This is a genomic window from Acidovorax sp. FG42, from assembly GCF_057809195.1.
Genome location: NZ_JBMDJM010000024.1, coordinates 12620 through 35769 on the forward strand (window position 1 = coordinate 12620; position 23150 = coordinate 35769).

Below are 23150 nucleotides of genomic sequence, written 5' to 3' on the forward strand. Positions count from 1 at the left end.
AGACGTATAATTTTTATACGTGTCCAGCATTTCCGGGCATGACAAGGAGCTCGAGATGCCAACTACCATTACCTTTTTCCCTGTTGACAACGGCGATATGACGCTGATCCGCCTGGGTGACGTCGACGCCACCACCATCCTGATCGACGTGAACATCCGCGCCGATGCGGACAACCCGAACAGCAAGGTCCGGGACGTCGCGAAGGATCTGCGCGGGCAGCTGAAGAAGGACGCCGAAGGTCGTCCCTATGTGGACGCGTTCTTGCTGAGCCACCCTGACCAAGACCATTGCCGCGGCCTGAGCCGCCACTTTCACCTGGGCGCCTTGTCGGACTACCCGGACGACGGCAAGGCCTACAAGGACAAGAAGATCGTCATCCGCGAGCTGTGGTCGTCCCCGATCGTGTTCCGCCGTGCCAGCAAGAACCACACGCTGTGCGACGACGCCAGGGCCTTCAGCAAGGAAGCCCGCCGCCGCGTGCGGGTGAACAAAGACCACTATTTCGCCGTATCGGACGGCGACCGCATCCAGCTCATGGGCAAGGACATCGATGGCAAGACGGACGACTTGGTTCCCATCGTTCGCCCGGTGGATGAGGCGTTCAATACCATCTGCGGCCGCACCTCGAAGTTTCTCAGCGCTTTCTTGTTGGCGCCCATCGATGCCAGCACCGACGAGGAGGTCGAAGAGTGCCTCGTGAAGAACCAGTCGAGCGTCATCATCAACTTCACGCTGGCCGCCGACGAAAACACGTCGGACGGTGCCAAGTTTCTCAGTGGTGGTGACGCGGAAGTCTTCATCTGGAACCTTCAATGGGACCGTCACAAGAAGGACCCGTCGGTCCTCGAGTACGACCTGATGCAGACACCCCACCACTGCTCTTGGCACTCGTTGTCGTACGACAGTTGGTCGGAAAAGGGTGAGGACGCGAAGCTGGATGCGGACGCACGCAAGGCGTTGTCCCAGACCCGCAGCGGCGCTGTCATCGTTGCCAGTTGCAAGCCCATCAAGGACGACGACAGTGACCCGCCTTGCATTCGTGCCAAGCGCGAGTACGTGGCTATCGTAGACGGTGCGCAGGGCAAGTTTTACTGCACAGGCGAGTACCCTAAGGTCGGTGAAGAGGAGCCCATGGTCTTCACCGTTACGTCGCAGGGCGTAGCCCTGGCGCAGCGCCGCGAGGCCGGCTCCAAGGCTGCCGCCTTTACCTCGACGACGCTCACGCCCTTGCCCCACGGCGCGGCATGACCGCGCTCGACGACGCCCTCGACCAGTTGCGCCGACACCGGGGGATCTTGCGGGTCGGCGATCCGGAGATCGTCGAAGGTGGCGATGGCGCCTGGCTCGTGGAGATCGATATCCCGGTGGAGTTGCCTAACCGAGCGCAAGCTGCGGGGATATCTGCCAGCGGAGTCAAAGCCATCGAAACTTGCATGCTGGCCTTCAACCGCTGGCCGCTGCAGGCGCCCAGGCCCTACCTGCGGTCCGATTTCCCGCGGGATCTGCCGCACATCAACCCTCACCCCGAGGGCAGCCTTGTGCCGCCCTGCGTTTTCGAAGGGTCGCTGGACGAGTTGCTTCACCGTCTCGGCCTGGATGCGGTCATCGATCAGATAATCGACTGGCTTGGCAAGGCCGCCAGCGGCACGCTCATTGATCTAAGCCAAGGTTGGGAGCCCACGCGCCGCGATTCCTGTCCTTCCACGGTCGAATTCAGCGCTGAGCGTCTCATCGCTGCAACGCCGGTCGACGGCAAGGTCCTGACGACCAACGCCAGCTATGTGACGGTCGGCGACGGCGTGTACTGCCGTGTGCTGCCCGAGTTGACGCCCCAGCCGAATGTCACCTTCACGCAAGTGCTGCGTGGCAAACCAGAAAGGCAGTTTGGGTCGGGCGTGTTCCCTGCCTTCATCGCCAGAGCTGCTGCCACCGACGGCCAGTTCCCGGTGATCGGCAAGTACCAGCCCGACACGGTCGTCGACCTGGCCTCTCTCCTCGATTTGGCGGCCGCGTTGGGCATCGACCGGACGGCAATGGAAACGGCTCTGTCCGACTATTACCGTGCATCCGTCATCGGCCTGCAGAACTACAGGGACTGGAAGAAAGGCTTGCTGGCCCTCGTCGTGCTCGTGGTGAAACGACCGGCGCGGCTTGTGGGTTCGGACGGTCGGGACGTGGAGGTCCTGCCATACGTGATCAGGTACAACATCGACCCGACGTCGGCCTTCAAGTTCACGAGCGATGTGCACGCGGCGTTCCACTCGCACGCCGTATCGCCTGAGCTGCTCGCGCGCACGTCTGCATTGCCACAGGCCGTCACGCAGGCAAAGACTGTACTGATCGGCTGCGGCAGCTTGGGCTCCAAGATTGGCATGCACCTGGCACGCGCCGGCATCGGACAGCAGACGTTCGTGGACACCGACATCATGTCCCCGCACAACTTTGCCCGGCACGCCTTGCTCGAGGACGGGTCCACGCTGGTTCCATACAAGGCCGAGCAAATGAGGGGCGCGCTTGGACGCTTATCTCACCTAGACGCCAAGGCGTATGACCTCGATGCCATCGAACTCTTCAGGGACGATAAGAAATTTGCTGAGGTTGTGCCTGCCGATACGGCGCTGATCATAGAGACCACGGCGTCGCTGCAGGTTCTCATCGCCGCATCAGTTTCTGCTGCCCTGACCGCGAGCCCGGTTCGGCTTGCACGGGCCGTGCTGTTCGGGCAAGGGCGTTGCGCTGTGCTGATACTGGAAGCGGAGGGCCGGAAGGCCCGTGTGGACGATATCACCGCCTTCCTATTTGAATTGTGCCGTTGGCTCCCCGATCTACGCGCGGGAATGGCAGGCACCACCTCTGACCCCAGGAGAATCTTTGTCGGTGATAACTGCAGATCCCTCACGACGCCAATGGCGGATGCGCTGGTCTCTCGGTCGGCTGCCATGGTGGCGATACAAGCGCAGAAATGGATTGCAGAGGGCAAGCCGCCGAGCGGACAGCTTTGCGTGGGCGTTGGTGACCAATCCAACATTGGCAGCAGTTGGGACGTGTTGGCCGTGGGCGAGACAACCGTTCTCAACGTTCCTGACGATGGCGGCTGGCAAATCCGCGTTTTGGCCAGCGTTGCTCACGCCATTGATGAAGATGCACGTAAGTGGCGACACCTTGAAACCGGCGGTGCGCTCGTGGGTCGCGTGTCCTATGAAACACGTACGATCACTATCGCCGGCATGGTGGCGGCGCCGCCCGATAGCATTCGTAGCGAAGCGGCCTTCATTCTGGGCACTCAAGGGCTGGCCCAGAGCCTGACGGAAGCGCATGCGGCGAGTGTGGGACACCTGATGTTTGTAGGCACCTGGCACAGCCACCCCATGGGCGGCCCGCATTCAGGGATCGACAAAGACACGCTTAGAAAGATCGCCACAGACGGCCGAGGGTTGCCCGCGGCATCGCTGGTGTGGACGCCCCAAGGCCTCATTTGCGCGGTTGATCGCTGGTAAACGCACTTCCTGCAGCTGGATGGCGGCGTGATGCGCGTCCGCTGGATAGGTTGGCTGGCAAGAACTTGTTCTGGGCGATTTGCGACGTCTTGGTGTACATCTATTCCACGGGAAAATGCTTGTAGGGAGGCAGGGTTATGGCAGGCTTCATGCGAATTCGGGTTGAGGACGTGGAACACGGGTGCTGCGTGATGCTGCAGCACGTCATCGGGTCTGGGCTTGGACAAGAACAGGGAGGCCGTCTCGCCATGATCGACTCCGGATCCTCGACTGACTTTAAGCCGAGTACTAGCATCAACCGCCTTGGCCGTGACGTGTTGGACTACCTGTTCATTACGAACGCCGATCAGGATCACATGAGTGACTTGAAAGGCTTGGAAGACGCGGGCATCTTCGTCGACACGCTCATCCGCAACCCGTCATATACGAGCGATCAAATGTGGGCCATAAAGCGCGCTGGCGGGCCACTGACAAGCGACGCGCAGTGGTACGTGAACGCTTGTGGGAAGTACTCGGGCGGCCCGCCCGTAATACCGTTCGACCAGGGCATGGGCGGCATCACGTATAAGTCGTTCTGGAACTCATACGGCACAGGTCCCGGTCAGTTCACCGACACGAACAACCTCAGCCTTGTCGTGTTCATCAAGTACGGGAACTTCAAGATGCTGTTCCCTGGTGACATGGAACGTGCCGGCTGGCTCGAATTGCTCAAACGCAGTGACTTCTGTGCCGAGTTGGCTGGTACGGAAGTATTGATGGCGTCGCACCACGGCCGGTACAACGGATACTGCGAAGAAATTTTCGCGTACTTCACGCCGTCCTGTGTCGTCATCTCGGACAAGGCAAAGAAACATGAGACGCAGGAAACGGTGCCCGATTACCGCAAGGTCATTTCTGAGACCGGCGTTAAGGTCCGTACAACTATGAAAGATCGGCACGTGTTGACCACTCGGCGCGACGGGCACATCGTCTTCGACGTTGATGGGACCTGCTACACCATCGATACCGAGTACCAAGGATGAAGAGCGTTGAAAGCTCCCTGAAGTCGCAGCCACGCTTGTCACGATGCAGGGGCACTCGTTGACTAGAGCAACTTTACGGCAATGATGTCGTCGACCCACTTCTTCGATATGACCTCGAAATGCATGTTGTGATGCTCCATCAAGGATTCGGCGCGCGGATGGTGGTACCCCAGATGGTTTCCCGCTGAGAAGAAAGCGATAGATTTGTGCGGAACTGTTGGAGCGACCACTGCTAAAGCGCTCAGTCGATCGCCGTGGTGAGGCACCACCACTGCATCGAACTTCTTCTTTTGCATGGCGTTGACGGTTGTCGCAATGTCCTGAGCCATGCGTTTATATGCGTAGTCTCCCGGCAGGAGTGCCTGTTTGCCAGCCACCGATGCAATCGCAACTAGGCACTCGCCGTTCTTGTCTGGCGCGGTTGGCTGGCTTCTGCGAGCCTCCAGGATCAGGCTACCCCTAGGGTCGCGAACTTCGAGATGATTCGTTGGCACGAGTTTAGGCTTGATAGTTTTGTCGGACAGGACAATGTCAGCCACGTTGTCCGGAATAAATATCTCCTTGATCCGGCTTAGGATGGTTGAATCCCAGTCCAGTAGTCGCCAGTGGTCTGAGTCGGGATGAGAGAGAACCATATGGACCTCGGCTGCCAGAGCCGGTACCAGCTCGTTAGTGAGCGCTCCAAGGTGCGAGTGACGCTTCGATTCGTAGGCTTCCCGCTTGACAGGTGTACCAGCCCCTGCGTCAAGCAGGTAGCTCACGTTGTCGCATTGCAAAACTGAGCACATCCCTTGACCGACGTGAAAGGCAAGAAGTTCTTTCGATGAAGATGGGGCTTCCCGAGAGATCGGTTGCGAGGCCGAGGCTGCGGTAAATGGGGTGAGGGCGGGGCCTGCCACCGGTCGGATTGATTGAATGTCAAGGTAGGTCGGCTCTGCGTCCTGGAAGAGCGCGTAGCCGTATGAGTCCGAGCTGCCGTTTACCGTCAGGTTGTATTTCACCTCCAACCACTCTGTGCCGCTGTTGATCCCGAGGGCATTCTCAAAGATCCTGGCAATTTCAAAGTCCGAGATAGATTTGCCGAGCGACAAACTCAAGATAGCAGCGGCGCTGGATCCATGCTTGAGATTAAAGTCAACAAGGAAGGTCTGGCAGCCGTGATCTTCGTTGAACGCAGCATTTTCAAAGCTGCGCTTATCCACACCTATGAGCCGGAGGCAGAGGTCATATGGCATGTAATCTTGGTACGCGGCAAGTTGATCAACGCGGGCATAGATCACACCCTCCGGGAAGTCGCGCTTCTGGAATGCCATTGTCTCTTACCCTTTAGATATCTGCTTGGCTGCATCACAACCGATGCCCCTCTACGAATTGTGAACTATCGCGGGTATCGAGGAGGTGAAGCAAGCAGCCAGTCATGGAGTCAAGGCACCTTGACGGCGACGCTGATCGACTCAGTCGCCGTTGATCTCGTCGTCAGCATCCCCCGTCATAGAACTACTCGATGGCTTTGTCCAGCCGTTTGAGCAATGCGCTGTATCTTCTGAAGTTCCCGGCGAACCAGCATGGCCACACTGTTGTAGCGGTCAGCGGCGGTGGCCGCGCATTTGATCCGATAGACGCACCAATGGGAATCTCACCACCATGTTCGATGAGCGCTTCAGTGGGCCTCATGCGACGGCATTGTGCCTTTTGCCGCAGTGCTCCAGCGTGGCGGCAGCAACTCATCGATCCGGCGGTTTGGGTGGGCATGTGGTGTTCTCGCGTTCGTGGCGGCGATCGCTGCGGAGCAGGAGCTCTGGCTGCGTCTGGGAGTGTGGCTTGCGCCGGGTGGCTGCCATGGGCGAGGCGCTCCACTCGGATGTTCCCTCCAGGGCCGGCAGTGGGACCTGCAGGCTGGCCTCAGCCTCGGCCGCGGTTTCTTCGAAGATCTGCCGTTGCTGAGCGTTCAGCGCCCTCACGCAGTTGCGCTGCATCAAAGCTTTTCAGGGTGTTAGGACCGACGCGATCCTGACCACCCCCGGATTTGATTGCTCAATACTGTCCAGTCTCGCAAGCCGTTGAGCAACCTGACCACGGTCACACCAGCGCAAAGTGCTGCGCAACCTGCCAACCCAGCGAGGCCAGGACCAGACAAGTCACTACAGCAAAAGCCAGCCGATTGCTGTTAGCTCTCTTATGCTGTTCAGCTTGCATTGCGGCCAGTTGTGCCTCAGTGCGTTTCAGTGCTTCATCCTTGCTGCTCAGATTGGCCTCAAAGCGCTGAACGCTGCTCACCACCGAATCGCGCAGTGCCTGCAGAGCCTTGGTGTGCTCCTGCTGAACAGCTTCATGTTTCTGCTCGACGCCTTTTACCGTCTCGCCCAGTACCAGCACCTGCTGCTCCACGGCCGCAACCATGTGCTGCTGGAATCTTTCCAGCTGGGCTGAGATGGTCTCACGCAGTTTCTGAGCGGCGGCATCTTGAGCATCGGTTTTCTCCAGAACGGACTGGACATGTGTCTGCAGTTGCTGCCCGATGTTGATTTTGAACTCAGCGGTTTCGTTGGAGAAACGCATCAACTCAGCTTGCGCGCGTTGCGACTGGGTGGAGAAGGCGCTGGTCAGTTGTTGTTCAAATTCTTCGCGATGCTGCTCGAGAGCCGCTATGGTCGACAACATCTGCGCTTCAAGGGCTGATTTGAGCTGGGCACTCTCTACGGTGATGTGCTTCAGCTCAGCCTGGGCCTGCTCGGACTGGGTCGAAAATGAACTGATGATCTGCTGCTCGAAATCAGCACGGCGCTTCTCCTGCTCGGCAAAACCGGCTTCCAGTCGCTCCAGGCATTGCGCGAAGTGCTCATTCAGATCATTCTTGACGGCCGATCTCAAGGCGTCGTTTGCGAAGCTGATACGGCTTTCCGCTTCCGTGACTCGAGTGACGCAGCCAATCAACTGCTTCGCCTGCACCTGGGTCAACCCCTTGGCCTCCATCAACCCCTGGTTGGCCTGGTTGATATCCTGCTGCTGCTTCTCCAGCAGCCTCTGCTGCTCGAAAATCTTGCTGTTCTGTTCTTTCAGCGTGTCCGTCTGCTGCTTGAGGATGTTCTGCTGATTTAGCAGGATGCGTTGTTGATCGTTTAGTACCTTGGAGATCGCCGTGTTAACGATCAGTAGCTGCGAAGATTTTTGGGTCAGACGACCGATGGATTTGCTGAGGTCAATCTGGGCATCCTGAACCTTGTCGTCCCGGTCGTTCCACCAGTTGCCGAGAAAATTCCCATCTTTCTTTTCCTGACGCAGATGTTCCAGGCGCCGGGCATCGGACTCAACCGCATTCCGCCCTGCAGTCATGTCCTGGATCAGCTGGTTGATGTTACTTTCGCGAATGATGCGCTCTGGTACATCCACGGAAGAAAAAGCTTGGATGATCTGAAGCTCCTGCTTGTTCAATGCGGTCATCTCCATTGATCTTTCAAAGGGTTTTCAGGAAGGTATCGATTTCCGACTGGCTTTCGTTGATAAAGTCGATCATCGCAAAGCTCCTTGCGACCTGTTCGCCGGTTTGGGCAACGGTTTGCTCCAAGCTGGCCAGGGTCGCACTGGCGGTAAGGCTCGCTGAACCCAGGGTGACACCGATGCGTTGATACAAGGTGATCGATTTTGAGTAGTTCTCGATATTGCCCAGGGAGCTCTCGGACAGGGTCACCAGCTCATTGGCGAACTCGTCGCGACGTTTGGCGTCGGCCAACAGCTCGTCCATGAACTTTTCCGTCAACGAGTGCCGGTAGCGATCAAACAGGCAATCGATCTGATAAGCCAGGAACGCGGAGAGCAGACCGGTCATGATGCCGATCAGCACCGGAGTGATCAGATCAGCGAAGGGCTTTAGAAATGGCAAGGTCGCCATGAAGGTGGCCACCGTCTCGTTGAGCAGCAGGCCGACCGAGGCAACCACCACGGTGGTCAGGATCTTCAGCCCTTCCTGCAGTGCCTGGTCGCCTGTCATGTGTTTGGGCGGGAAGAAGATCATCCTGAAGGCGCGAAACAGCCCGAGAAGGCCCTCGCGGATCACGGTGACGAAGCGCTTTGCAGTGGAGAGGAAGTTGTTGATCAGGAAGGTCAGCAGGTTGCTCATAAAGCCGCTGACGCCGCCCTGAAACATCTGACCTACTACGTCAGGGATCTTCTTGACCACTGATTCGATGACGCGCGCCAGACGTTGGCGGATTTCCTCGAACAGTGTCTTGCCAGCCTCGACGCCCTGCTTGATCAGCACCTTGAATTCGTTGAACAGACCGTTGACAAGTTCGGTAAGCAGTAGTCCCAGGGCCTGGCGCACTCCCATCATCGCGGCTTGCTTGCCGCCGGTCTCGAGTAGTTCAATGCTCTGCTTTTTCATCAACGCCGTGTCGACCGTTGAGGCAATGTGCTCCTCCGATGTCTGCTTAGCCTGTGCCACCAACTCCGGATCAAGCTCGTACTCCTCCCCCTTCCGCTGCACTAGCTCGTCCAAGCTACCAGCGCGTTTGGAACGATTGGTCGACTTGTGGGTGGCAACCAGGTTTTCTTCCGAGTTGGCCATCCTTTTGACGCGATCTAGGCTCTCGCCAGTCTCCAGAGCGAGATGAACTTTCTTGTTCTCCGAGATGGTCTTGAGGGAGGTCACATGGTCAAGATCCAGGTCCTTGGGAGCAACATCCTTACCTGTATAGCCATCTTTGCCCTTGGCCCGATATTCCTCGCTTTTTTTGGCAAACGCAGCGTCGCTGTATTCCTCTCGGTCGTAATCATTCCTTGACTGCTTGTGACTGGCCACATCCTTGTCGGCAATGTAGTCGGCGCCTTCGCGGGAGAAATTGTGCAGCGTGGTGACGTTGCCGCCATTGCGATCCTCGAACATGGCCATCGATAGGCCAAAGGGTCCAATGATCTGGGAAATGACCTGCTGTTGGCAGTCATCAAAGAGCTTTTGCATTCGCTGCTGCTTCTGGTCGGACATGATTTAATCCATTTCTCCCTCTTGGGACTTTTGTTGCGACCTCGAGATATCACACAGTCTTGTCGACGAACTCGGCAAACCACTGGGCAAAGCTGTCGGCCTTTTTCTTGCGTGCGCCATCATCGTGCCAGAGCGTGATGACCTGACCGGCCCGACCGCCGTTCGAGGGGTCAAGATCTAGGCACAAGTGGTCACCGGCACCGTTGTAGGTGAACGGAATCCACTTCGGGCTCCACCAGACTGGTCTTATGCCAGTCCCAGGCTGGGCTTCGGCACCGTCGAAGTCGCCGCCATCGTGCAGGTCTTTCCAGATCGCCCACTCATCCAGAATGCGTTGCGACGATAGGAACTCCGAATCGGAAAATAACCAGCCCGCCCCGCACCGCTGCCCGTCATGCACCTTCAGGCACTCAACAAAATCCGTTGGCAGCTTCACGCCTAGTTGCTGTTCCAGTTTCTGTATATCAGCTTCGCTGGCCGGAGGGTTGAGGTCGGCCAGTAGTGCGGAGTTGTTGGTCTTGAGCCAGGCCTCGAGCCTTTCCCATTGCTTCTTCATAAGAGTTGCTCGTCAGGACTTGGGTGGACGAGACTGATACCGAGGATCGCGCTGCAGTTGATTAAGCATGGCAAGGGCGTGTTGCAGCGACTCTTCAGCAGTGCATGCAGCACGATCAAACTGCTCTCCCAACCTGCGACGCCGGGACTGTGCCTCAAGTGTGAGATGAGGGTCAGAAATCGATCGGAGGTCTATGCCCATAGCCGTGCGGTGCAGGGGTTACTTGATCTCAAACTGGGTGCGGTCTTGGTTCGCAATCCACAGAGGCGGCTTGCCGCGGCCGGTCCAGGTAGCGCCGGTCTGCGGGTCGCGGTACTTGGGCGCAACAGAGTTGCCCTTGAGCGGGCTTTTGGCTCGGCCAGCAGGAAAGATATCAGCCTGGGTGAGGCCGAACTCGGCAATCAGTTGGCGGACGGTTGCAAGCGCATCCTGGGACTCTGATTTGCGCAGGGCCTCAATCTGAGCGTCCAGGTCTTGGCGCCGGGCGAGAAGTTCTTTGTAGCTGGCCATTTTTTCTTTCAGTCAAAGATGGACATATTACGGCCAGCGGTGCTCACAGAGTCTGAACATTTCAGCAGAAGCTCGGTACAGCAAATGGGCGGATCTGCCCGTTGTTCGCTTAACACCTAGCGCGCTGACGTAGGCCACGCTGGCGGCACGTCTCTATGCTCATCGCACCGTGTCCGATGGTAGTTCTCCGCGATGTGCCGCCCTGGGCTACCACAGACCTCGCAGACATTTCTGGACAGCGCTTCAACATATGACACCATCGATATGTCTGCTGGGTCGAGCCTATGGAAGCGGAGACTGAGAAACCCCCACTTCTCACGTGCTTCAAGCGCAATGGGCTGCACCCCAGTTTCGTCTGCGCGTGCTTGAATTCGCGTGCACAGCACATCAAGCATCGCAACCCAGCCTGGCCCTCCGCGGGGCTTTCCTTGAGTGAAGATTCGCGGATACTTCGCCTCAAGGTCGGCAAGATTCACAATGGCGCTCCAATGCGCTGGAAAAACTGCTCCAGGCGAACCCTCTCCGCGTCCTTTTGCTGGAGTGTGAACGTCGGCGAGTACCCCATCTTTGAAAGCAGCCGATAGTGAGTACGCAAGCTGTCCAGCCCCTTTTGCCTCAGCGGATTCGCCTTGGCGTGGCACTGAGGGCAGGAAGAAGCGTCACCTGTTTGATCGTTGGTGCCGAGCCAACTGCAGCGAGGGCACAAACATGGGCTTAAGTCACCGCCGGTGTTCGCTATCTTGACGCGCGCTGTGGAAGTCTCTTCAGGTTGCATGGCTCACTCCCTAAGAGGGAAAAATTCAGACACTATGACACCCAACGAGCTCAAGGAACTGGTGCAGACCTATCGCTACTCCGACGCTGTCTATGTCGTCGTGGACTCGTTGCCCCAACCCTATCTGGATGCATTTTCAAGTTTCCTGCGAGGCTCAGCGTGCCCAGTAGGAGATGGTCGAAATCGCTATGCCTACGTCGCTGACTTTGAACGCTGGCTGGCGACCCTGTCTACTCGCAACGCTCCTTGAGCCAACTTATGTCTTCTCAGCAGTCCAAAGCCGCAACGGCCAGCAGGACGTAGTCTCCTTCGCCGTTGACATAGCCAACACCGATATCCAGGTCCGAGCTTCGCGCTTCCAAGTAGGCCCTTGTGGCTTTGAGCTCGCTGGAGTACTCGTGGCCGGTGAAGATCACGTGCATCGGTCCCAAGCTCATATTGTCAGAGGCAGTTGCGTGCCGCAGGAACTCAATGAACTTCTGCTGCCTTGTCGCCAGGTCCTCGCGGAGAAACTTGGGGCGACCATCCTTGCATTCGGCTCCGTAGATGCTCGCGGTGTCATCGTTCTCAACAAACAGAATTGACTCAAAGAGGCTCGTCTCGCCTCCACTTCGGCGTGCCGTTATATCGGCGGACCAGACCTCTGCCGGATCGTTCGGGAAGCTCGCGACGAATCGGACGTTGGCAACGTCGAAAACGATGGGTCCAGTGTTGCCCATCTCTTGCCCACGCACGTTGTCGAAGTAACTCAAGCGGCCTCCAATTTGTCGGCGGGAGCCCAGTTTCGGTCCCTCCCCCGGGAACGCAGCAACCCTGCCACACCAATCTTCCGCTGGAGGAGACGAATTCAAACCAGCCGCTGGCAACTCCAAATAATGCGATTTTCGCATATTCCAAGATCGCATGGAAGCTCATGGGCTCTTTACCGCCCATGCAGAAGACGCTCTACAGCCGCCAGTACCAGCACATGCTCAAGCTGCTGAGGGAGAAGCGCATCCTTGCAGAGGTCAGCCAAGCTGAGCTGGCGAAGCGGTTGGAATGGACGCAGGCGGAAGTGAGTAAGTGCGAAACTGGGGTTAGGCGTCTGGATGTCATCGAACTCAAGCTATGGGTTGAGGCGCTGGACGGCGATCTGTCTGCCTTCGTGCAGGATCTGCAGCGATAGCAGCATTTCATCTATGGAATGCCGCGAGGCTCGGGTTGGCTCAGTCGAAAGGCAGCCACTGTTGACCTGCTGTTCGATTTTCTAAAGGCAATGTAGCTACAGCGTACGTCTCCGGGGAGTTGAGCCGAATCCATTCAACGGCAGCTTTGCATTTGCGATGTACATCGCTCCTGGTGCATCCCGGATTCTGCTCAATGAACTCTCGGATCGCCTGGACGGCGGCTGAGGCCTTCTCAGGTCGCCGATGCACTGAGCGAAATGCTCCCCCGTCGCTGCCAAGTTGCCCGATCCGCTTGCGTAGCGTCTGTGGCGCGATGCCCATGCTGTTCGCAACGTCTGCGAGAGTTGGGGCATCTAAAACCATTCGATTGGTGTCCACTGGCAGATCTGCTGAGGAGGGATCCCACAGGTTCCCTTGGCCATCCACGTCCCAGCACAGCGCGGCCAAGGGATCAACAAAACGTCTATGGCTCGCGGCTTGATCTTCGTCGTCGAAAGCGGTAGTCCAGAGAAGCAGCCATTTCAGTGGGTGACCCTCGCGCCTGCGACCAAGGAGGTCATGGATCCACTCGCCGGATGACAGTGAGGACTCGGGCGTTTTCAACTCCCTAAGCCACCTCGAAATCGGCGCTGCAACGAACCATGCGGCTAGCGTGGAATGCGCCAGTTTCCGAGACCAACTCACAACGCCGCGTTCACGCAGGCCATTGATGATGGACTGCCGCATCGCTTCAACATTCAATTGCGGTGCCTGAAAAGCGACGTCCGATAACTTTGCGAGGCGTCGAAGGGCTGAAGCCTCCAAAACGGACGACGGGTAATGGAGTGTGGGCCCCTGGTCCTCTTTCGGTAGGAGCCAGTGAGATGCCCCCGAGTCCTCAATAGCGAGCATGCAATCGTGCTCCAAGCACATCCATGAGCCACTGAGTTGGTGGGGAAGTCTCCAGCGAGGTAGCCCGAACTCGCGACGGTCATTAGATACGCAGCTGGCACAAGAGCGGAGTCGGGTGCTGCTTGAAAGTTTGCTGGCAGGCATTGAGAGCTGGACCCCCCATCCGCCAAAGTCAGGATGCCTGTGTTGCTGCAACATTGACTCAAAGCGGTCGGGAGGTAGAAAGGGTATGAACTGCCCTATCGGACAGCGCCTCCTAACAACCGACTCCAAGTCACCCAGGGCTCCGTTCGTGACATGGACAAACTCGTCAATGCCTTTCGGAGCTACTTTGTCGCGGCATGCGTGTTCGGCGCCGAACAGAGTCGAGCCTGTATCGCGTGCGGAGCCATTTCCCTGCACTGTATGGAAGGCCGCTGCCCACGAGTAGAGTGTCTCGTCACCACGCCATGAAGGGAGGAACTTCAGTGGGCGTGGTGAAGTTTTCATTCGCCACCCTTCTTGCCCGATACGGAGAGAAGCGCCTCAATTTGTCGGTCTTGAAACGCTTCTTGTCTGGTGCGTACCTTAGCCGTCTTCGCTCTTGCACGTGGCTTGGCGCGCTTCTGGGCTTCTGTTTTGAGTTCGGCTTGGGTGGGGGCTGTCGCATCTGGTCGGGCCACTTCGACGGGCCTCTCTGGCTGCTCCCAGAGGCGCCGGAACATTGCTGCAGGCATATCGGAAAACGCTTGTAGTGCTGCCCAGTTCCGTTCAGTCAGAGCTTCTATGCGCCCATGAAGAGCCTTCATCTTTGGACTCTGTCTATAGACTTGATCGATCATCGCCGCATCAATCGTAGATGCGCCCCTCCTGAGCGCGAATTCCTGAACTTCCCGCCTCAGCCTGCAAACATACCTGGGCACCCCTCCCGTCCGCCGCCAGATAAAACCAGGTAGTCCCTGGTCAAGGCGATGAGACGTGTGTGGTACATACAGCGCGTCCGGGCTATCCAACAGGGTAGGTGACCAAAGTCCCGGAATCCAATGTTCTTTCCACTCTGCGGATTCTGGATCAAGCACTGGAAGCATCTGGTGCCAACCCCCTTCACTGAATCTGTCAACATCCTGAGAGAATCCGCGAAGTACATCAAAGGCCAGAGGGTTTCCTATCAAGACTGCTGGAATACCCCAGTTTAGGATTCGCAGGAAGAATGTTAAAAATTCACGGCCGAAGCGCGATGAGGATAGGTTCTGCTCTTGTGCCTCTTCAATAATCAAAAGACCGCAGCGATGCACAGAAAGAAGATGCAAAAATACGACTAACTTTTTCTCGACCGTCCACCGAGAGGATGAATACTCTGCGGTGTAGGAAGTTCCGAGGCTCGCATCAAGTGCCCGAAACGCAAGCTCAAGAAATCCGCCGCGAGAACCATCGGCCGGCATATGAACCTTTAAATATACAAGCTGTGTCAAGGCTTGCCAACCGGGGCCGGGGCCGTGATCTATCGTCCGAGGAAGGAAGCTGAGATATCGGTCAACTACTTGAGATTTCCCGGTTCCAGTAATCCCCTCGATAACTATACCTGATGCAAAATTTGGCCACCATTCAAGCTGGCTTGCCTCGGTGCCTTTAAATAGGGCAGAGGAAAATACGAAGTTGCGATTTTGCGCCAATAAAGGATTTCTTGCATTCAGGCCGGAGTGCAGTAGATCCTGTATTGCGATGGCTGCAGTGATGCAAGCAGAATATGGAGTAAATATGGCCTTGAAGCGCTCCACCAAGAAGATTCTATCTTCCATCGATATTTCTCGCACGTGCTCCGGATTGATGGGCCTATTTCTCAGCGCTAGCGCCATCTCTAGTTGATTAAGCTTCTTTGGGAGTTGCTGCGTAAGAGGGTTTTGACGCATCTGCTCTATTGAATGTCGGAGGGGATTATTCATTTTTAACCTCTCAGCTATCCTTGAGTGCCTGCATTACATCTGCCATATCATCTCCGACTGGAGGGTGAGCAGCGAAATCGGTGATTTCAATCTCCGAGGTGGGCGCCTTCTGTGTCAACTGAGCCTCAGCTTTGGGAGGCAGTTTAGGGATGCCGCTACGAGCAGATCTTTCAATTGACGTATTCAACGATACATTGCTCTGCAATTCAGTCTTCGTGACAGTATGAGAGAGTGACTTGATTTCCTGCTTCCGCTCTCTATCTGCGATCTTTGTAGTCCTCTTGATCGCCGCGATTTTCTCAATTCCGGCAACCGTCTCTTTGATCTTTGATCGAAAGAGTGCACGTTTGTCGTCCGAGCATACGTGTAGCCAATCAAGAAGAGTCATGAGACGCAGTTGAGGGTCTTGAGTGCGGAGCGTCAAATGGCGAAGCTCTCCCTCCAAATTGGACCAACATTGAGAAAGATCAGAAGGATTGATATGAATAACAACACTCTTCCTCTTTCCATTGCGAAGCATTTTGATGCTCTTTTGGTGAACCCAGGAGTTGGTATATTCCAATCCAAAAATTACTCGTTTATTGTTTGACAATGGATCATAAAGTTGTACTCCTCTTGAATCGAGAAATCCACAAATCCTAGGAAGACATCTGACTTTTAGGCGGTCGTAGTCGGCGCTCACGGAGCTAAATCTGCCGTGTGCGATTAGCCACTCAACCACGGATTTACGCGTTCCATCTATGCAGTCTCGGCGCATGGCGATAAGAGGTGGGTGGATTATCTCGATGTTGTTGTGAAAGTGTATGCGCTCAATCTCTCTCTCAAGGTATTCATCAAAAGTGAACCGCGCAAACAGGGCTCGTGCTGGTTCACCCCTTCGCTTTCTCCTGCCCATGGTGGAGCCTGGAATTTTGTGATCAAGTGCTTTGTGGCCTTTGTTGTGTGAGGACTCCTGGGTAGCCTTATTTATCGCATTGTAGGCAGCACCATAAATCGCGCCACATTGAAGTTCCTCAAAAGTGTTCATCACCATTTGGGATTTTCCTTCGCCGTTATCTAGCAAGAATTTGGAAAACCTCATAGATAACCATTCTTCGTCCTTGATTGGAAATCCAAATTTTTCGCAGTAATCAACCTTGGACTCGGCTGCGTGACAAATTGCCATAAGCGCTGTTGTCGAGCTAGGACTTTCAAAACCAACATGATGACCAAATATATAGTTTACGTACGCTCCCATGACTTCGGTTTTCCAAGGCGAACTCAACACTCGCAGCCTAGAAGCCGAAGAGACCAGTGTCTGATCGCAACTGGTGCTGTCTAGCATTGCATCGCTATTGACAGATGCAAACTTGCTGGCAGATCGGGTCTGCCGAACTGCGTACTGACGCTGCTGCTCTGTTTCCCCCTTGTTAATTTGAAGCGCTGAGAGCGCCTCTTCGGAGTGAGTGCCCCAATACTCAAACTGCTCTTCAGAGTACTGAAGTGCTTCAGGACGCAGTTTTACTTTCGCGCGATCTCCACTCCAAGAAGTCGACTGGACGAAAAACTCTTCCAAAGTTGCTTGGAAAGCATCTTTCACGGAGACTGATGGCTTCTTGAACTTTTTCCACCCGAGCGCGAAAGCCGCCCTAACGTCGGCCGAGCAGTTGATCCCATCATCTTCGCCCTCTGTGTTATGTTCGCGAGGGCGACCAGTTTTTCTTGCACTGAACTTTTGCTTTCCGGGACATCCACAGTTTGAATAGTTAGGGAGTAGTCCGTTGACTAGTCCTAATGCTTGAATGTAAGCATTCAATGATCGATATACTTTGCCCGCGCCACTGAGCTTCAGCTCCTTCGCGCGCTTGGCAGGCCAGCCAGAGAAATTCGTGTCCAGCAAAATATCGGAGATACTACGGCCTTCAACAAAAGGTCGAATCAAGTCGTATGCGTCGTCTCGGTGTTTTAGCCATACATTAGTGTGGCGCCTTGTGTGCCTCAGCAAATCCTCTGATCTATTAATTAATAGCTGTTCGTCTGAATAATGCCAGTATGACGGGATTTCAAATTGAACGATGGAGTATTCTTTGTCTTGTATTTGCTTTGCTACTGCTGATAGCCTCCTGAATAATGGCTGCTTTATGTAGTGACTAACGTGTCCGCTACTGTTTCGCCGAGGGAATGGAGATATAACGACGAGATCGCGATGGGAATCTAAGTAAACTACTCTGCCGTAAAGCTCAGCAGGGCGGTTCGGGTTGTGATGATAAATGGCGCATCCAGCCCAGATTTTGGTCATGCGAGGTATCCGAAATAGTGGTTGCGCAAGCGCAAAATGGTGCGCCCTCCATCACCGATCCGAGGCTTCGTTGTGTCGATCTCCCTCGTCACATCAATATCAATTAAATGAAGCCAGAACGACAGCCTAAAAAATAGAAATGAGTCCCAAAAATTTAGCCCGACACGTTTGCCTGAGTAAATGGCGGCGCCAGTAAGCGATTGGTGAGTAGATCTCTCGGTGAACGTTGCAGCATAATCTGCAAGCTTAGGCGTACCCTTATGCAGTCGTAGTTCTTCCGTTGTAGGGACGAGCCAAAGGAGCTGTTTGATAACTACAGGATTGATAGAAGTGCCATCCTCATGAATGTGGCAAGCGCCAATCGCCTTGCAATATCCTGCATCTAGCGCTATCCGCTCTTGGGCTCTATAGCTTTGGTCGGTAATAGATCTCGGCTTACAGCTGATGCCCGTCAACATGCCGTTGGAATTCCCCGGTGGCCGAAAAACCAAGTCAATCGATGCCACGTAGGGCACACTGGTGCCGACAAAGCAGCCGTGATCTATGCCCAACTGATGCGAGATATCCAATAGTCCAGGAACGAGGGGCGCACCAGGCGCTTCGTCGAAGCCAGGATGAGGATGCTCAGCGGGCCACAGAGGGAGGCACTCTCGCAGATCTGTAGCGCCAGCAAAGGAACATAAAAGAGCCGTGTGGAACTCTAGCTGGCTTAGAAAATGATGGTTTCGTGCGTTGATGGCTACGCTTGAAAAAACTTGGTAGCTAACCGGCGATGAGAAATTTCTTCTAATCCGAATCCAAGGCTGGTAGTTATCTCCGAAGCCTTGGCCGGCTCCGGACCGGATTGATCGCGCGACTTCATTTAGCTTTTTTTGCGAATAGTGGGAAAAGTTTCGAGACGAAATCGTGACATCGTCTTCAAGTAGGTGGAGATAAGGTGCGCTGTAGCCAGCTTCAAGCGCAACAGAATTCGCACGTGGATAATCGGGCCAGCCAGAACGCACGGCGTCCTCCGAATGAAGTGAGTCATGAATCGGAGTTGCCTGACGGACTGCTCCGAACTCTCAAATTTGCGTAGGGCTGCGTGCAGAAAGAATTGACCAGCGCCAATCAACTTGATAGCTGATATGAGTCAAATTTCTTTCAGCCATGGGATGCACTCATGGCGCGGCATTGACGCCGGTGGGTCTTGGCTTGAGAATAGCAATGCAACGTTTTGGTTTAGGCCAAGACTTACCCGGCGAGCCCTTGTGCTCGCCTTTTTTTTATTTCATTGCTGTCCTCCTGCAGATCCGATCAATGTGACAAGGCCGCTGGTTAGTGATTCGAGCTGCCCTGCGCTGATGCGAACAGACTCCAGGTACTGTCGAAGACCTTGGCGTTGGGCTGAGTTCAGTTGGCTGCTCGTACAGAGAACCTGGGACACAAGGACAACGTCTTCCTGCGACTCGGTTGCATCCCAAGCACATCTGACAAACCGGTCGTGCTTGGCAGACCAAGCCAGGAGGTGGGCACTTTGATCCGAAAGCGACAGAGCTTTCGAGAGCTTCGCGAGCAACTCATCGTTGAACGGTGGGCGGCGACCCTTCTCAACGCCGCACAGGAAGGCTTGGTCCATGCCTAGTTCCAGTGCCAACGCTTTCTGACTGCTCGCGCGATGGCGCCTTGCTCGGCGGAGCTGCACGGGAAACTGAAGCAGTTCCTGCAAAGAAGTCATCAAAATTTGGAAGAAAAATAGTCCAAAGAATTGGTCTTTGAGATGGATGCTAAGAAGGGCTGGCAGTACCGCCAAGGGGTAGGATTGTTTGAATTCCTACCCTAGTGCCGTACGAGTACACGATCCGCTCATGATCGAGACATCTTCTCTCTCCCTCATTCAAATATGTGCTCTGGCTAAGCGACCGCGCTTCCGAAGTCTCGCCGGCAAGTCTCAGGGCCCAGCAGATGCGCTTAAGACTATCTATTGGTTTCGCGAGCTGGCGGCTTGGTATCGGGCAGCTTCACCCTACGCTCTTGGTAAGAAGCTAGAGCCAGAGGGATACGTTGTATCTGGGGAGAAGGGAAGCCGGACACATATGCATCGAAACAAGTGGAGTCGCTACGCGAGAGGAGAATGCGTTCCTCAAAATAGCCTCTTATATCGCATTGATCGATTTTCAGGAGTGATAACTCATCCGTTATGGGATCTGCTTGATCGGCCACCATCGAATTCGCAAGGCCTTAAGAGTGTCCTTAAAAGGTTCGCGCCTGAAGTTCAAATAAAAATCGGAGAAATCCGGAATGTTCTCTATTTACCGCTCAATGTAGGGGTTTCAATCCGGGTGGAGCATACTTCCGAATTAAGCCCTCTTGATGCTTTGGGAGCTTTTGTATATCTTCTTCGAGAAGCAAATATTCTAGACAAATCCCCCAAGTTTGAGATCGTTAAGAGTATTTATTTGGTGATGCTGACAAGAGGAGATGATTTCTATGAGCGAGGGGTTTCGAGGTCACTGTTCGAGCTGATCCAGAAGGACCTGATTCATAAAACCTATGAGTGCGAATCGGTATTGAGTTATTCATCTGCTCACTATGTCAATGCCTTAAAAATACTCAATGTCGTTCGTAACGAGTTTGTTGTGCATCACCGTGGCGTATGCCGTCAGGCACACGTCAAACACTTCAATAAGTTTTTCTATGCGGGTGACTTCGGGGGAAATATCCAGAAGCTTGCATACCCAATCCAAATCCAGATGAATGTTGAATATTCAAAACACGATGCAATTCAACTCATACGGGAGCAAAGAAGTAGTTATACTGCCGCACTTATGTCCGCATCGAGAGGGGAGATGGGAGCAATGTTCTCACCTGAAGTAAGGGCAAAAATCAGTTGTGCGTGCAAGTAAAATTAGGATGCGGCATTGTCATCCAAGGTGGTTCGCGCGTAGTTCCTTGAAATAATTTCGAGATTGCTCGGAGAGGCATTGCTCTAGGTTCAAAAAATCTAAGGAGCCAATGTATCTGTGATGACTTTCTCCATTGAGGATGGCGTAGATGAGTTCATGTGGAAGGTTGAATCGAGTTATCAATCCAATTAGTTCAGATTCCAGAACTGAGTGCATACTTCCATGCTTCTTCACTGCTGTCGCTGATTGTTGATCTACAGTGACCGCACTTAGAAGAAGCTCCTGTTGATCTGAAGGTAATTGGTTCCATAAAAAAACCGATGCGATGAGTATTAGTACGATGTTGTTGGTCACGCCACAATCAAAAAAATGCTTTAGCTGATGAGCGTTGATGTTCAAAAATTGCAAAAGCTCTTCACGCTCGCACCATGCTTTAAAATTTTCGGCCAATTCATCGCTAGGCTGGGCGCTTCTTTTTTTATGCCAAGAAAAAACAGCTTTTCTAAGCTCGGGGCGTATCTCTGGAGCATTTTTGTTAAAGGCTCTCGCAATTGCTGCCTGCAGGGGAGATGCGATGCTTGTAGATATTTTCTGTGCCGTTTTAAAAGTCTGCGATTTTGCTGGAGCATGTCGAAACAACTCATCATGAGGGAGATTAGTCTCGTCTCCAAAGGCGGTTGCTCTTTCGAATCGAGATGAAAATTGAACTCGGAGTGGGGCGTTGTGTTCTGGACATCTATCAAGGAGAGATATTTGGTGAAAAACTCGCCAAAAGGAAATAGAATGCCTTCTGAGATCCTCCTCAACGCAATGTGGGCATAAACGACAATGTCTAGAGATTAGGTCTTGAAATGCAACGGTCGCTCTGAATCTTTTGTGAATTGCCAGATCGCCCTGGATCAGCGCGGTCCTCCACTTCTGAGCGACTTCAGTGCTAAAAAATTCTGAAATAAGAGGAAAAAAAGTGTGATGATCGATAAGGGCATTGCCACTCACTGTGCCATTCATCACGCATTCGGCAAACCGATTTGCCCGATACCCCAAGTGTAAATGGCTACTCAACAGCGTTCCGCCATAGGTTCTTCGAGTTATCGCGTTAATGGATCGATGTCGACCTATTCGCACGGACGAAATCTGAAGCGACCGAAATGTTGCACCGTTAGGGAAAGAGGGAATCATTGGCAATACGGCATGACGAAGGAAATGCTGTGCGAAAGAGCAGTATATGCCGCCGATTCAGTCTTGCAAATTCCGATCGGACCAGATTTTTAGGCGCGAACTGGCAAAACGACTTTACGCTATTGAAGTCGGCCGTTCGGCTTATGGTAAAGCCAAAAAATATGCATTCGAATCAGGTAGGAATTGTGTTGGCTGACAAAGCTTTTCGTAACTATGTTCCTCTCACTAACATAGTTGATGGACCTCGAAAGAGCGAATTTCAAAACTATGTGGCGCTCAAGAGTGCGGGTGGAGTGAACGCCTTCCTTGGAGAAATTTCTATACTATGTTGTGCACTCCCTGGAGGCAGTAAGCCCAGCGCCCGTCTCGCCAGGGGCGCCAGCTACCACAGGGTGACAGCGGGCTGGCGGGGTGGCGGCAGGGCCGGAAGGCAACAGCCGCGAGTTTCGCACAGGGCCTGTGCAGCGCGCGGCTCCCATTGGCGGCCGCTTGGCCGCTTCGGGCCTCAGTCGGCGTCCACAGGACGGCCCAGCAGCCGGTTCACGGCGGTGCGCAGGCCTTCCAGCGACGTGGTGTTGAGCACGAACACCACAAAGCCCTCGATCTGGCTGCTGAGCAGCTCAAAGCGGATGTGCAGGAACACCACCAGGTGGTTCTGGATGCGCGTGCCCAGGATGGTGCGGCTGTCGCCCATGTCGAACCGTGGCGGGCTCAGCTCGAACTCGTGGCCCAGCAGGTCGGACAAGGCTGCGATGCAGGCGTTGAGCATCACATTGCCCACCTCGGTCAGCGCATCCTGCTCGATGGCGCTCAGGTCTTCGCGTGGCACGTTCTGCCCGGCGACGATGCGCACGATCTCCAGGCTGCGGTGCCCCGGAAAGATCAGCAAGGCATCGCCATTGAGCACACCGCGAAACGGCTGGCGCACGCCATACATGGGGTGGCCCTGGGTGCCCAACTGCTGCGCCGCCTCGTTCACGGTGAACACGCTCACATGCGGCACCGACAGCAGCACCTCGTCGCGCAGCAGACTGCCCATGGCGGCAGCGGCCTTGCCCACGCCGATGTTGAAGATCTCGCTCAGAGCATCGATCTGTTCGGCGTCTAGCTGAATGGGCATGTCAGGCTCCTGCGAGGGCGGCGAGCTGTTGAACGGCTTGCGCGGTGATGGGCTTGGCGATGAACACCATGCCCGCTTCTTCGATGCGCTCCTGCACCGCAGTCTGCACATTGGCCGTGAGGATGGCAATGGGCACCCGGGGCAGCAGCTGGCGCAGCGCCAGGGCGGCGTCCAGGCCGTTCATGCCGTGCATGTTGAAGTCCATGGAAACCAGATCCACTGGGCTCTCGCGCACCTGCTGCAGGGCTTCTTCGCCGCTGCTGGCATGCACGATGGTCCAGTCGGGGTGGGCCTGCAGCACCAGACCCTGCAGGATCAGGCGGGACATGCGGCTGTCATCCACTATCAAAAGGCGAAGGCTCATGGT

Annotated in this window: 20 protein-coding genes; 5 read left to right on the forward strand and 15 right to left on the reverse strand. The window is 55.0% G+C overall.

Going from position 1 to position 23150, the window contains the following annotated elements; all coding sequences use genetic code 11:
• Nucleotides 1–55: 55 nt before the first annotated feature.
• The 3 genes from mblB to ACODSM_RS20665 all read left to right on the forward strand — a co-directional run bounded on the left by mblB (nucleotide 56) and on the right by ACODSM_RS20665 (nucleotide 4520).
• Nucleotides 56–1249 carry an anti-phage 6A-MBL system MBL-fold protein gene (mblB, locus tag ACODSM_RS20655; protein WP_488806731.1) on the forward strand — a complete coding sequence of 398 codons (1194 nt, stop codon included), beginning with the start codon at nucleotides 56–58 and terminating at the stop codon, nucleotides 1247–1249.
• On the forward strand, nucleotides 1246–3498 hold the full coding sequence (gene cap2-3, locus ACODSM_RS20660) for an anti-phage 6A-MBL system cap2_3 protein (protein WP_488806732.1): 2253 nt from the start codon (nucleotides 1246–1248) through the stop codon (nucleotides 3496–3498). The genes mblB and cap2-3 overlap by 4 nt, the downstream gene beginning before the upstream one ends.
• A 248-nt stretch (nucleotides 3499–3746) precedes the next feature.
• Nucleotides 3747–4520 (forward strand): ComEC/Rec2 family competence protein, encoded by a 774-nt coding sequence (locus tag ACODSM_RS20665; protein WP_488806733.1) that lies wholly within the window; start codon nucleotides 3747–3749, stop codon nucleotides 4518–4520.
• A 62-nt stretch (nucleotides 4521–4582) separates the two neighbouring features.
• On the opposite strand, the gene ACODSM_RS20670 is transcribed toward ACODSM_RS20665, so the two are convergent.
• From ACODSM_RS20670 to ACODSM_RS20700, 7 genes are all read right to left on the reverse strand, one after another.
• The gene (locus ACODSM_RS20670; RefSeq protein ID WP_488806734.1) at nucleotides 4583–5833 is read right to left on the reverse strand and encodes a ComEC/Rec2 family competence protein; all 1251 of its coding nucleotides are present in this window, start codon (nucleotides 5831–5833) and stop codon (nucleotides 4583–4585) included.
• A 766-nt stretch (nucleotides 5834–6599) separates the two neighbouring features.
• On the reverse strand, nucleotides 6600–7961 hold the full coding sequence (locus ACODSM_RS20675) for a hypothetical protein (RefSeq protein ID WP_488806735.1): 1362 nt from the start codon (nucleotides 7959–7961) through the stop codon (nucleotides 6600–6602).
• A gap of 13 nt (nucleotides 7962–7974) precedes the next feature.
• Nucleotides 7975–9501, reverse strand: a complete 1527-nt coding sequence (locus tag ACODSM_RS20680) for a hypothetical protein (protein WP_488806736.1) — start codon at nucleotides 9499–9501, stop codon at nucleotides 7975–7977.
• A 49-nt stretch (nucleotides 9502–9550) separates the two neighbouring features.
• Entirely contained in the window at nucleotides 9551–10057 is a 507-nt protein-coding gene (locus tag ACODSM_RS20685) for an SMI1/KNR4 family protein (protein WP_488806737.1), read from the reverse strand.
• A gap of 219 nt (nucleotides 10058–10276) precedes the next feature.
• Nucleotides 10277–10567 carry an H-NS histone family protein gene (locus tag ACODSM_RS20690; RefSeq protein ID WP_488806738.1) on the reverse strand — a complete coding sequence of 97 codons (291 nt, stop codon included), beginning with the start codon at nucleotides 10565–10567 and terminating at the stop codon, nucleotides 10277–10279.
• 472 nt (nucleotides 10568–11039) lie between these two features.
• Complete coding sequence (locus ACODSM_RS20695; RefSeq protein ID WP_488806739.1) at nucleotides 11040–11342, reverse strand: hypothetical protein; 303 nt, start codon at nucleotides 11340–11342, stop codon at nucleotides 11040–11042.
• Between the two features lie 266 nt (nucleotides 11343–11608).
• Nucleotides 11609–12094: a hypothetical protein gene (locus ACODSM_RS20700; RefSeq protein ID WP_488806740.1), complete on the reverse strand. Its 486-nt coding sequence runs from the start codon at nucleotides 12092–12094 to the stop codon at nucleotides 11609–11611.
• A 179-nt stretch (nucleotides 12095–12273) separates the two neighbouring features.
• Here ACODSM_RS20700 and ACODSM_RS20705 point away from each other — a divergent pair, with 179 nt between their 5' ends.
• Complete coding sequence (locus ACODSM_RS20705) at nucleotides 12274–12507, forward strand: helix-turn-helix domain-containing protein (RefSeq protein WP_488806741.1); 234 nt, start codon at nucleotides 12274–12276, stop codon at nucleotides 12505–12507.
• Between the two features lie 40 nt (nucleotides 12508–12547).
• Here ACODSM_RS20705 and ACODSM_RS20710 read toward each other — a convergent pair whose 3' ends face one another.
• From ACODSM_RS20710 to ACODSM_RS20730, 5 genes are all read right to left on the reverse strand, one after another.
• Complete coding sequence (locus tag ACODSM_RS20710) at nucleotides 12548–13888, reverse strand: TniQ family protein (protein ID WP_488806742.1); 1341 nt, start codon at nucleotides 13886–13888, stop codon at nucleotides 12548–12550.
• Nucleotides 13885–15321, reverse strand: coding sequence for an ATP-binding protein (locus ACODSM_RS20715; RefSeq protein ID WP_488806743.1), 1437 nt, complete (start codon nucleotides 15319–15321; stop codon nucleotides 13885–13887). The genes ACODSM_RS20710 and ACODSM_RS20715 overlap by 4 nt, the downstream gene beginning before the upstream one ends.
• Before the next feature lie 10 nt (nucleotides 15322–15331).
• Entirely contained in the window at nucleotides 15332–17599 is a 2268-nt protein-coding gene (locus ACODSM_RS20720) for a hypothetical protein (RefSeq protein ID WP_488806744.1), read from the reverse strand.
• Nucleotides 17596–18603, reverse strand: a complete 1008-nt coding sequence (locus ACODSM_RS20725) for a hypothetical protein (protein WP_488806745.1) — start codon at nucleotides 18601–18603, stop codon at nucleotides 17596–17598. Before ACODSM_RS20725 ends, ACODSM_RS20720 begins: the two co-directional genes overlap by 4 nt.
• A gap of 266 nt (nucleotides 18604–18869) precedes the next feature.
• Nucleotides 18870–19391, reverse strand: a complete 522-nt coding sequence (locus tag ACODSM_RS20730) for a helix-turn-helix domain-containing protein (protein WP_488806746.1) — start codon at nucleotides 19389–19391, stop codon at nucleotides 18870–18872.
• Nucleotides 19392–19446: 55 nt separating this feature from the next.
• On the opposite strand from ACODSM_RS20730, the gene ACODSM_RS20735 reads away from it, so the two are divergent.
• Entirely contained in the window at nucleotides 19447–20484 is a 1038-nt protein-coding gene (locus ACODSM_RS20735; protein ID WP_488806747.1) for a hypothetical protein, read from the forward strand.
• 18 nt (nucleotides 20485–20502) lie between these two features.
• On the opposite strand, the gene ACODSM_RS20740 is transcribed toward ACODSM_RS20735, so the two are convergent.
• From ACODSM_RS20740 to ACODSM_RS20750, 3 genes are all read right to left on the reverse strand, one after another.
• Nucleotides 20503–21492 carry a TniQ family protein gene (locus tag ACODSM_RS20740; RefSeq protein ID WP_488806748.1) on the reverse strand — a complete coding sequence of 330 codons (990 nt, stop codon included), beginning with the start codon at nucleotides 21490–21492 and terminating at the stop codon, nucleotides 20503–20505.
• A 676-nt stretch (nucleotides 21493–22168) separates the two neighbouring features.
• Nucleotides 22169–22783, reverse strand: a complete 615-nt coding sequence (locus ACODSM_RS20745) for a chemotaxis protein CheC (RefSeq protein ID WP_209816524.1) — start codon at nucleotides 22781–22783, stop codon at nucleotides 22169–22171.
• Between the two features lies 1 nt (nucleotide 22784).
• The gene (locus ACODSM_RS20750; protein ID WP_110960445.1) at nucleotides 22785–23147 is read right to left on the reverse strand and encodes a response regulator; all 363 of its coding nucleotides are present in this window, start codon (nucleotides 23145–23147) and stop codon (nucleotides 22785–22787) included.
• Nucleotides 23148–23150: the final 3 nt, after the last annotated feature.

Bases quoted from the DNA above. Each gene is read 5' to 3' on its own strand.
- ACODSM_RS20715 (WP_488806743.1), bottom strand. From the start codon at position 15,321: ATGAATAATCCCCTCCGACATTCAATAGAGCAGATGCGTCAAAACCCT.
- ACODSM_RS20680 (WP_488806736.1), bottom strand. From the start codon at position 9,501: ATGTCCGACCAGAAGCAGCAGCGAATGCAAAAGCTCTTTGATGACTGC.
- ACODSM_RS20710 (WP_488806742.1), bottom strand. From the start codon at position 13,888: ATGAAAACTTCACCACGCCCACTGAAGTTCCTCCCTTCATGGCGTGGT.
- ACODSM_RS20690 (WP_488806738.1), bottom strand. From the start codon at position 10,567: ATGGCCAGCTACAAAGAACTTCTCGCCCGGCGCCAAGACCTGGACGCT.
- ACODSM_RS20740 (WP_488806748.1), bottom strand. From the start codon at position 21,492: ATGAATGGCACAGTGAGTGGCAATGCCCTTATCGATCATCACACTTTT.
- ACODSM_RS20685 (WP_488806737.1), bottom strand. From the start codon at position 10,057: ATGAAGAAGCAATGGGAAAGGCTCGAGGCCTGGCTCAAGACCAACAAC.
- cap2-3 (WP_488806732.1), top strand. From the start codon at position 1,246: ATGACCGCGCTCGACGACGCCCTCGACCAGTTGCGCCGACACCGGGGG.
- ACODSM_RS20705 (WP_488806741.1), top strand. From the start codon at position 12,274: ATGCAGAAGACGCTCTACAGCCGCCAGTACCAGCACATGCTCAAGCTG.
- ACODSM_RS20745 (WP_209816524.1), bottom strand. From the start codon at position 22,783: ATGCCCATTCAGCTAGACGCCGAACAGATCGATGCTCTGAGCGAGATC.
- ACODSM_RS20670 (WP_488806734.1), bottom strand. From the start codon at position 5,833: ATGGCATTCCAGAAGCGCGACTTCCCGGAGGGTGTGATCTATGCCCGC.
- ACODSM_RS20675 (WP_488806735.1), bottom strand. From the start codon at position 7,961: ATGACCGCATTGAACAAGCAGGAGCTTCAGATCATCCAAGCTTTTTCT.
- ACODSM_RS20750 (WP_110960445.1), bottom strand. From the start codon at position 23,147: ATGAGCCTTCGCCTTTTGATAGTGGATGACAGCCGCATGTCCCGCCTG.
- ACODSM_RS20695 (WP_488806739.1), bottom strand. From the start codon at position 11,342: ATGCAACCTGAAGAGACTTCCACAGCGCGCGTCAAGATAGCGAACACC.
- mblB (WP_488806731.1), top strand. From the start codon at position 56: ATGCCAACTACCATTACCTTTTTCCCTGTTGACAACGGCGATATGACG.
- ACODSM_RS20720 (WP_488806744.1), bottom strand. From the start codon at position 17,599: ATGACCAAAATCTGGGCTGGATGCGCCATTTATCATCACAACCCGAAC.
- ACODSM_RS20665 (WP_488806733.1), top strand. From the start codon at position 3,747: ATGATCGACTCCGGATCCTCGACTGACTTTAAGCCGAGTACTAGCATC.
- ACODSM_RS20735 (WP_488806747.1), top strand. From the start codon at position 19,447: ATGATCGAGACATCTTCTCTCTCCCTCATTCAAATATGTGCTCTGGCT.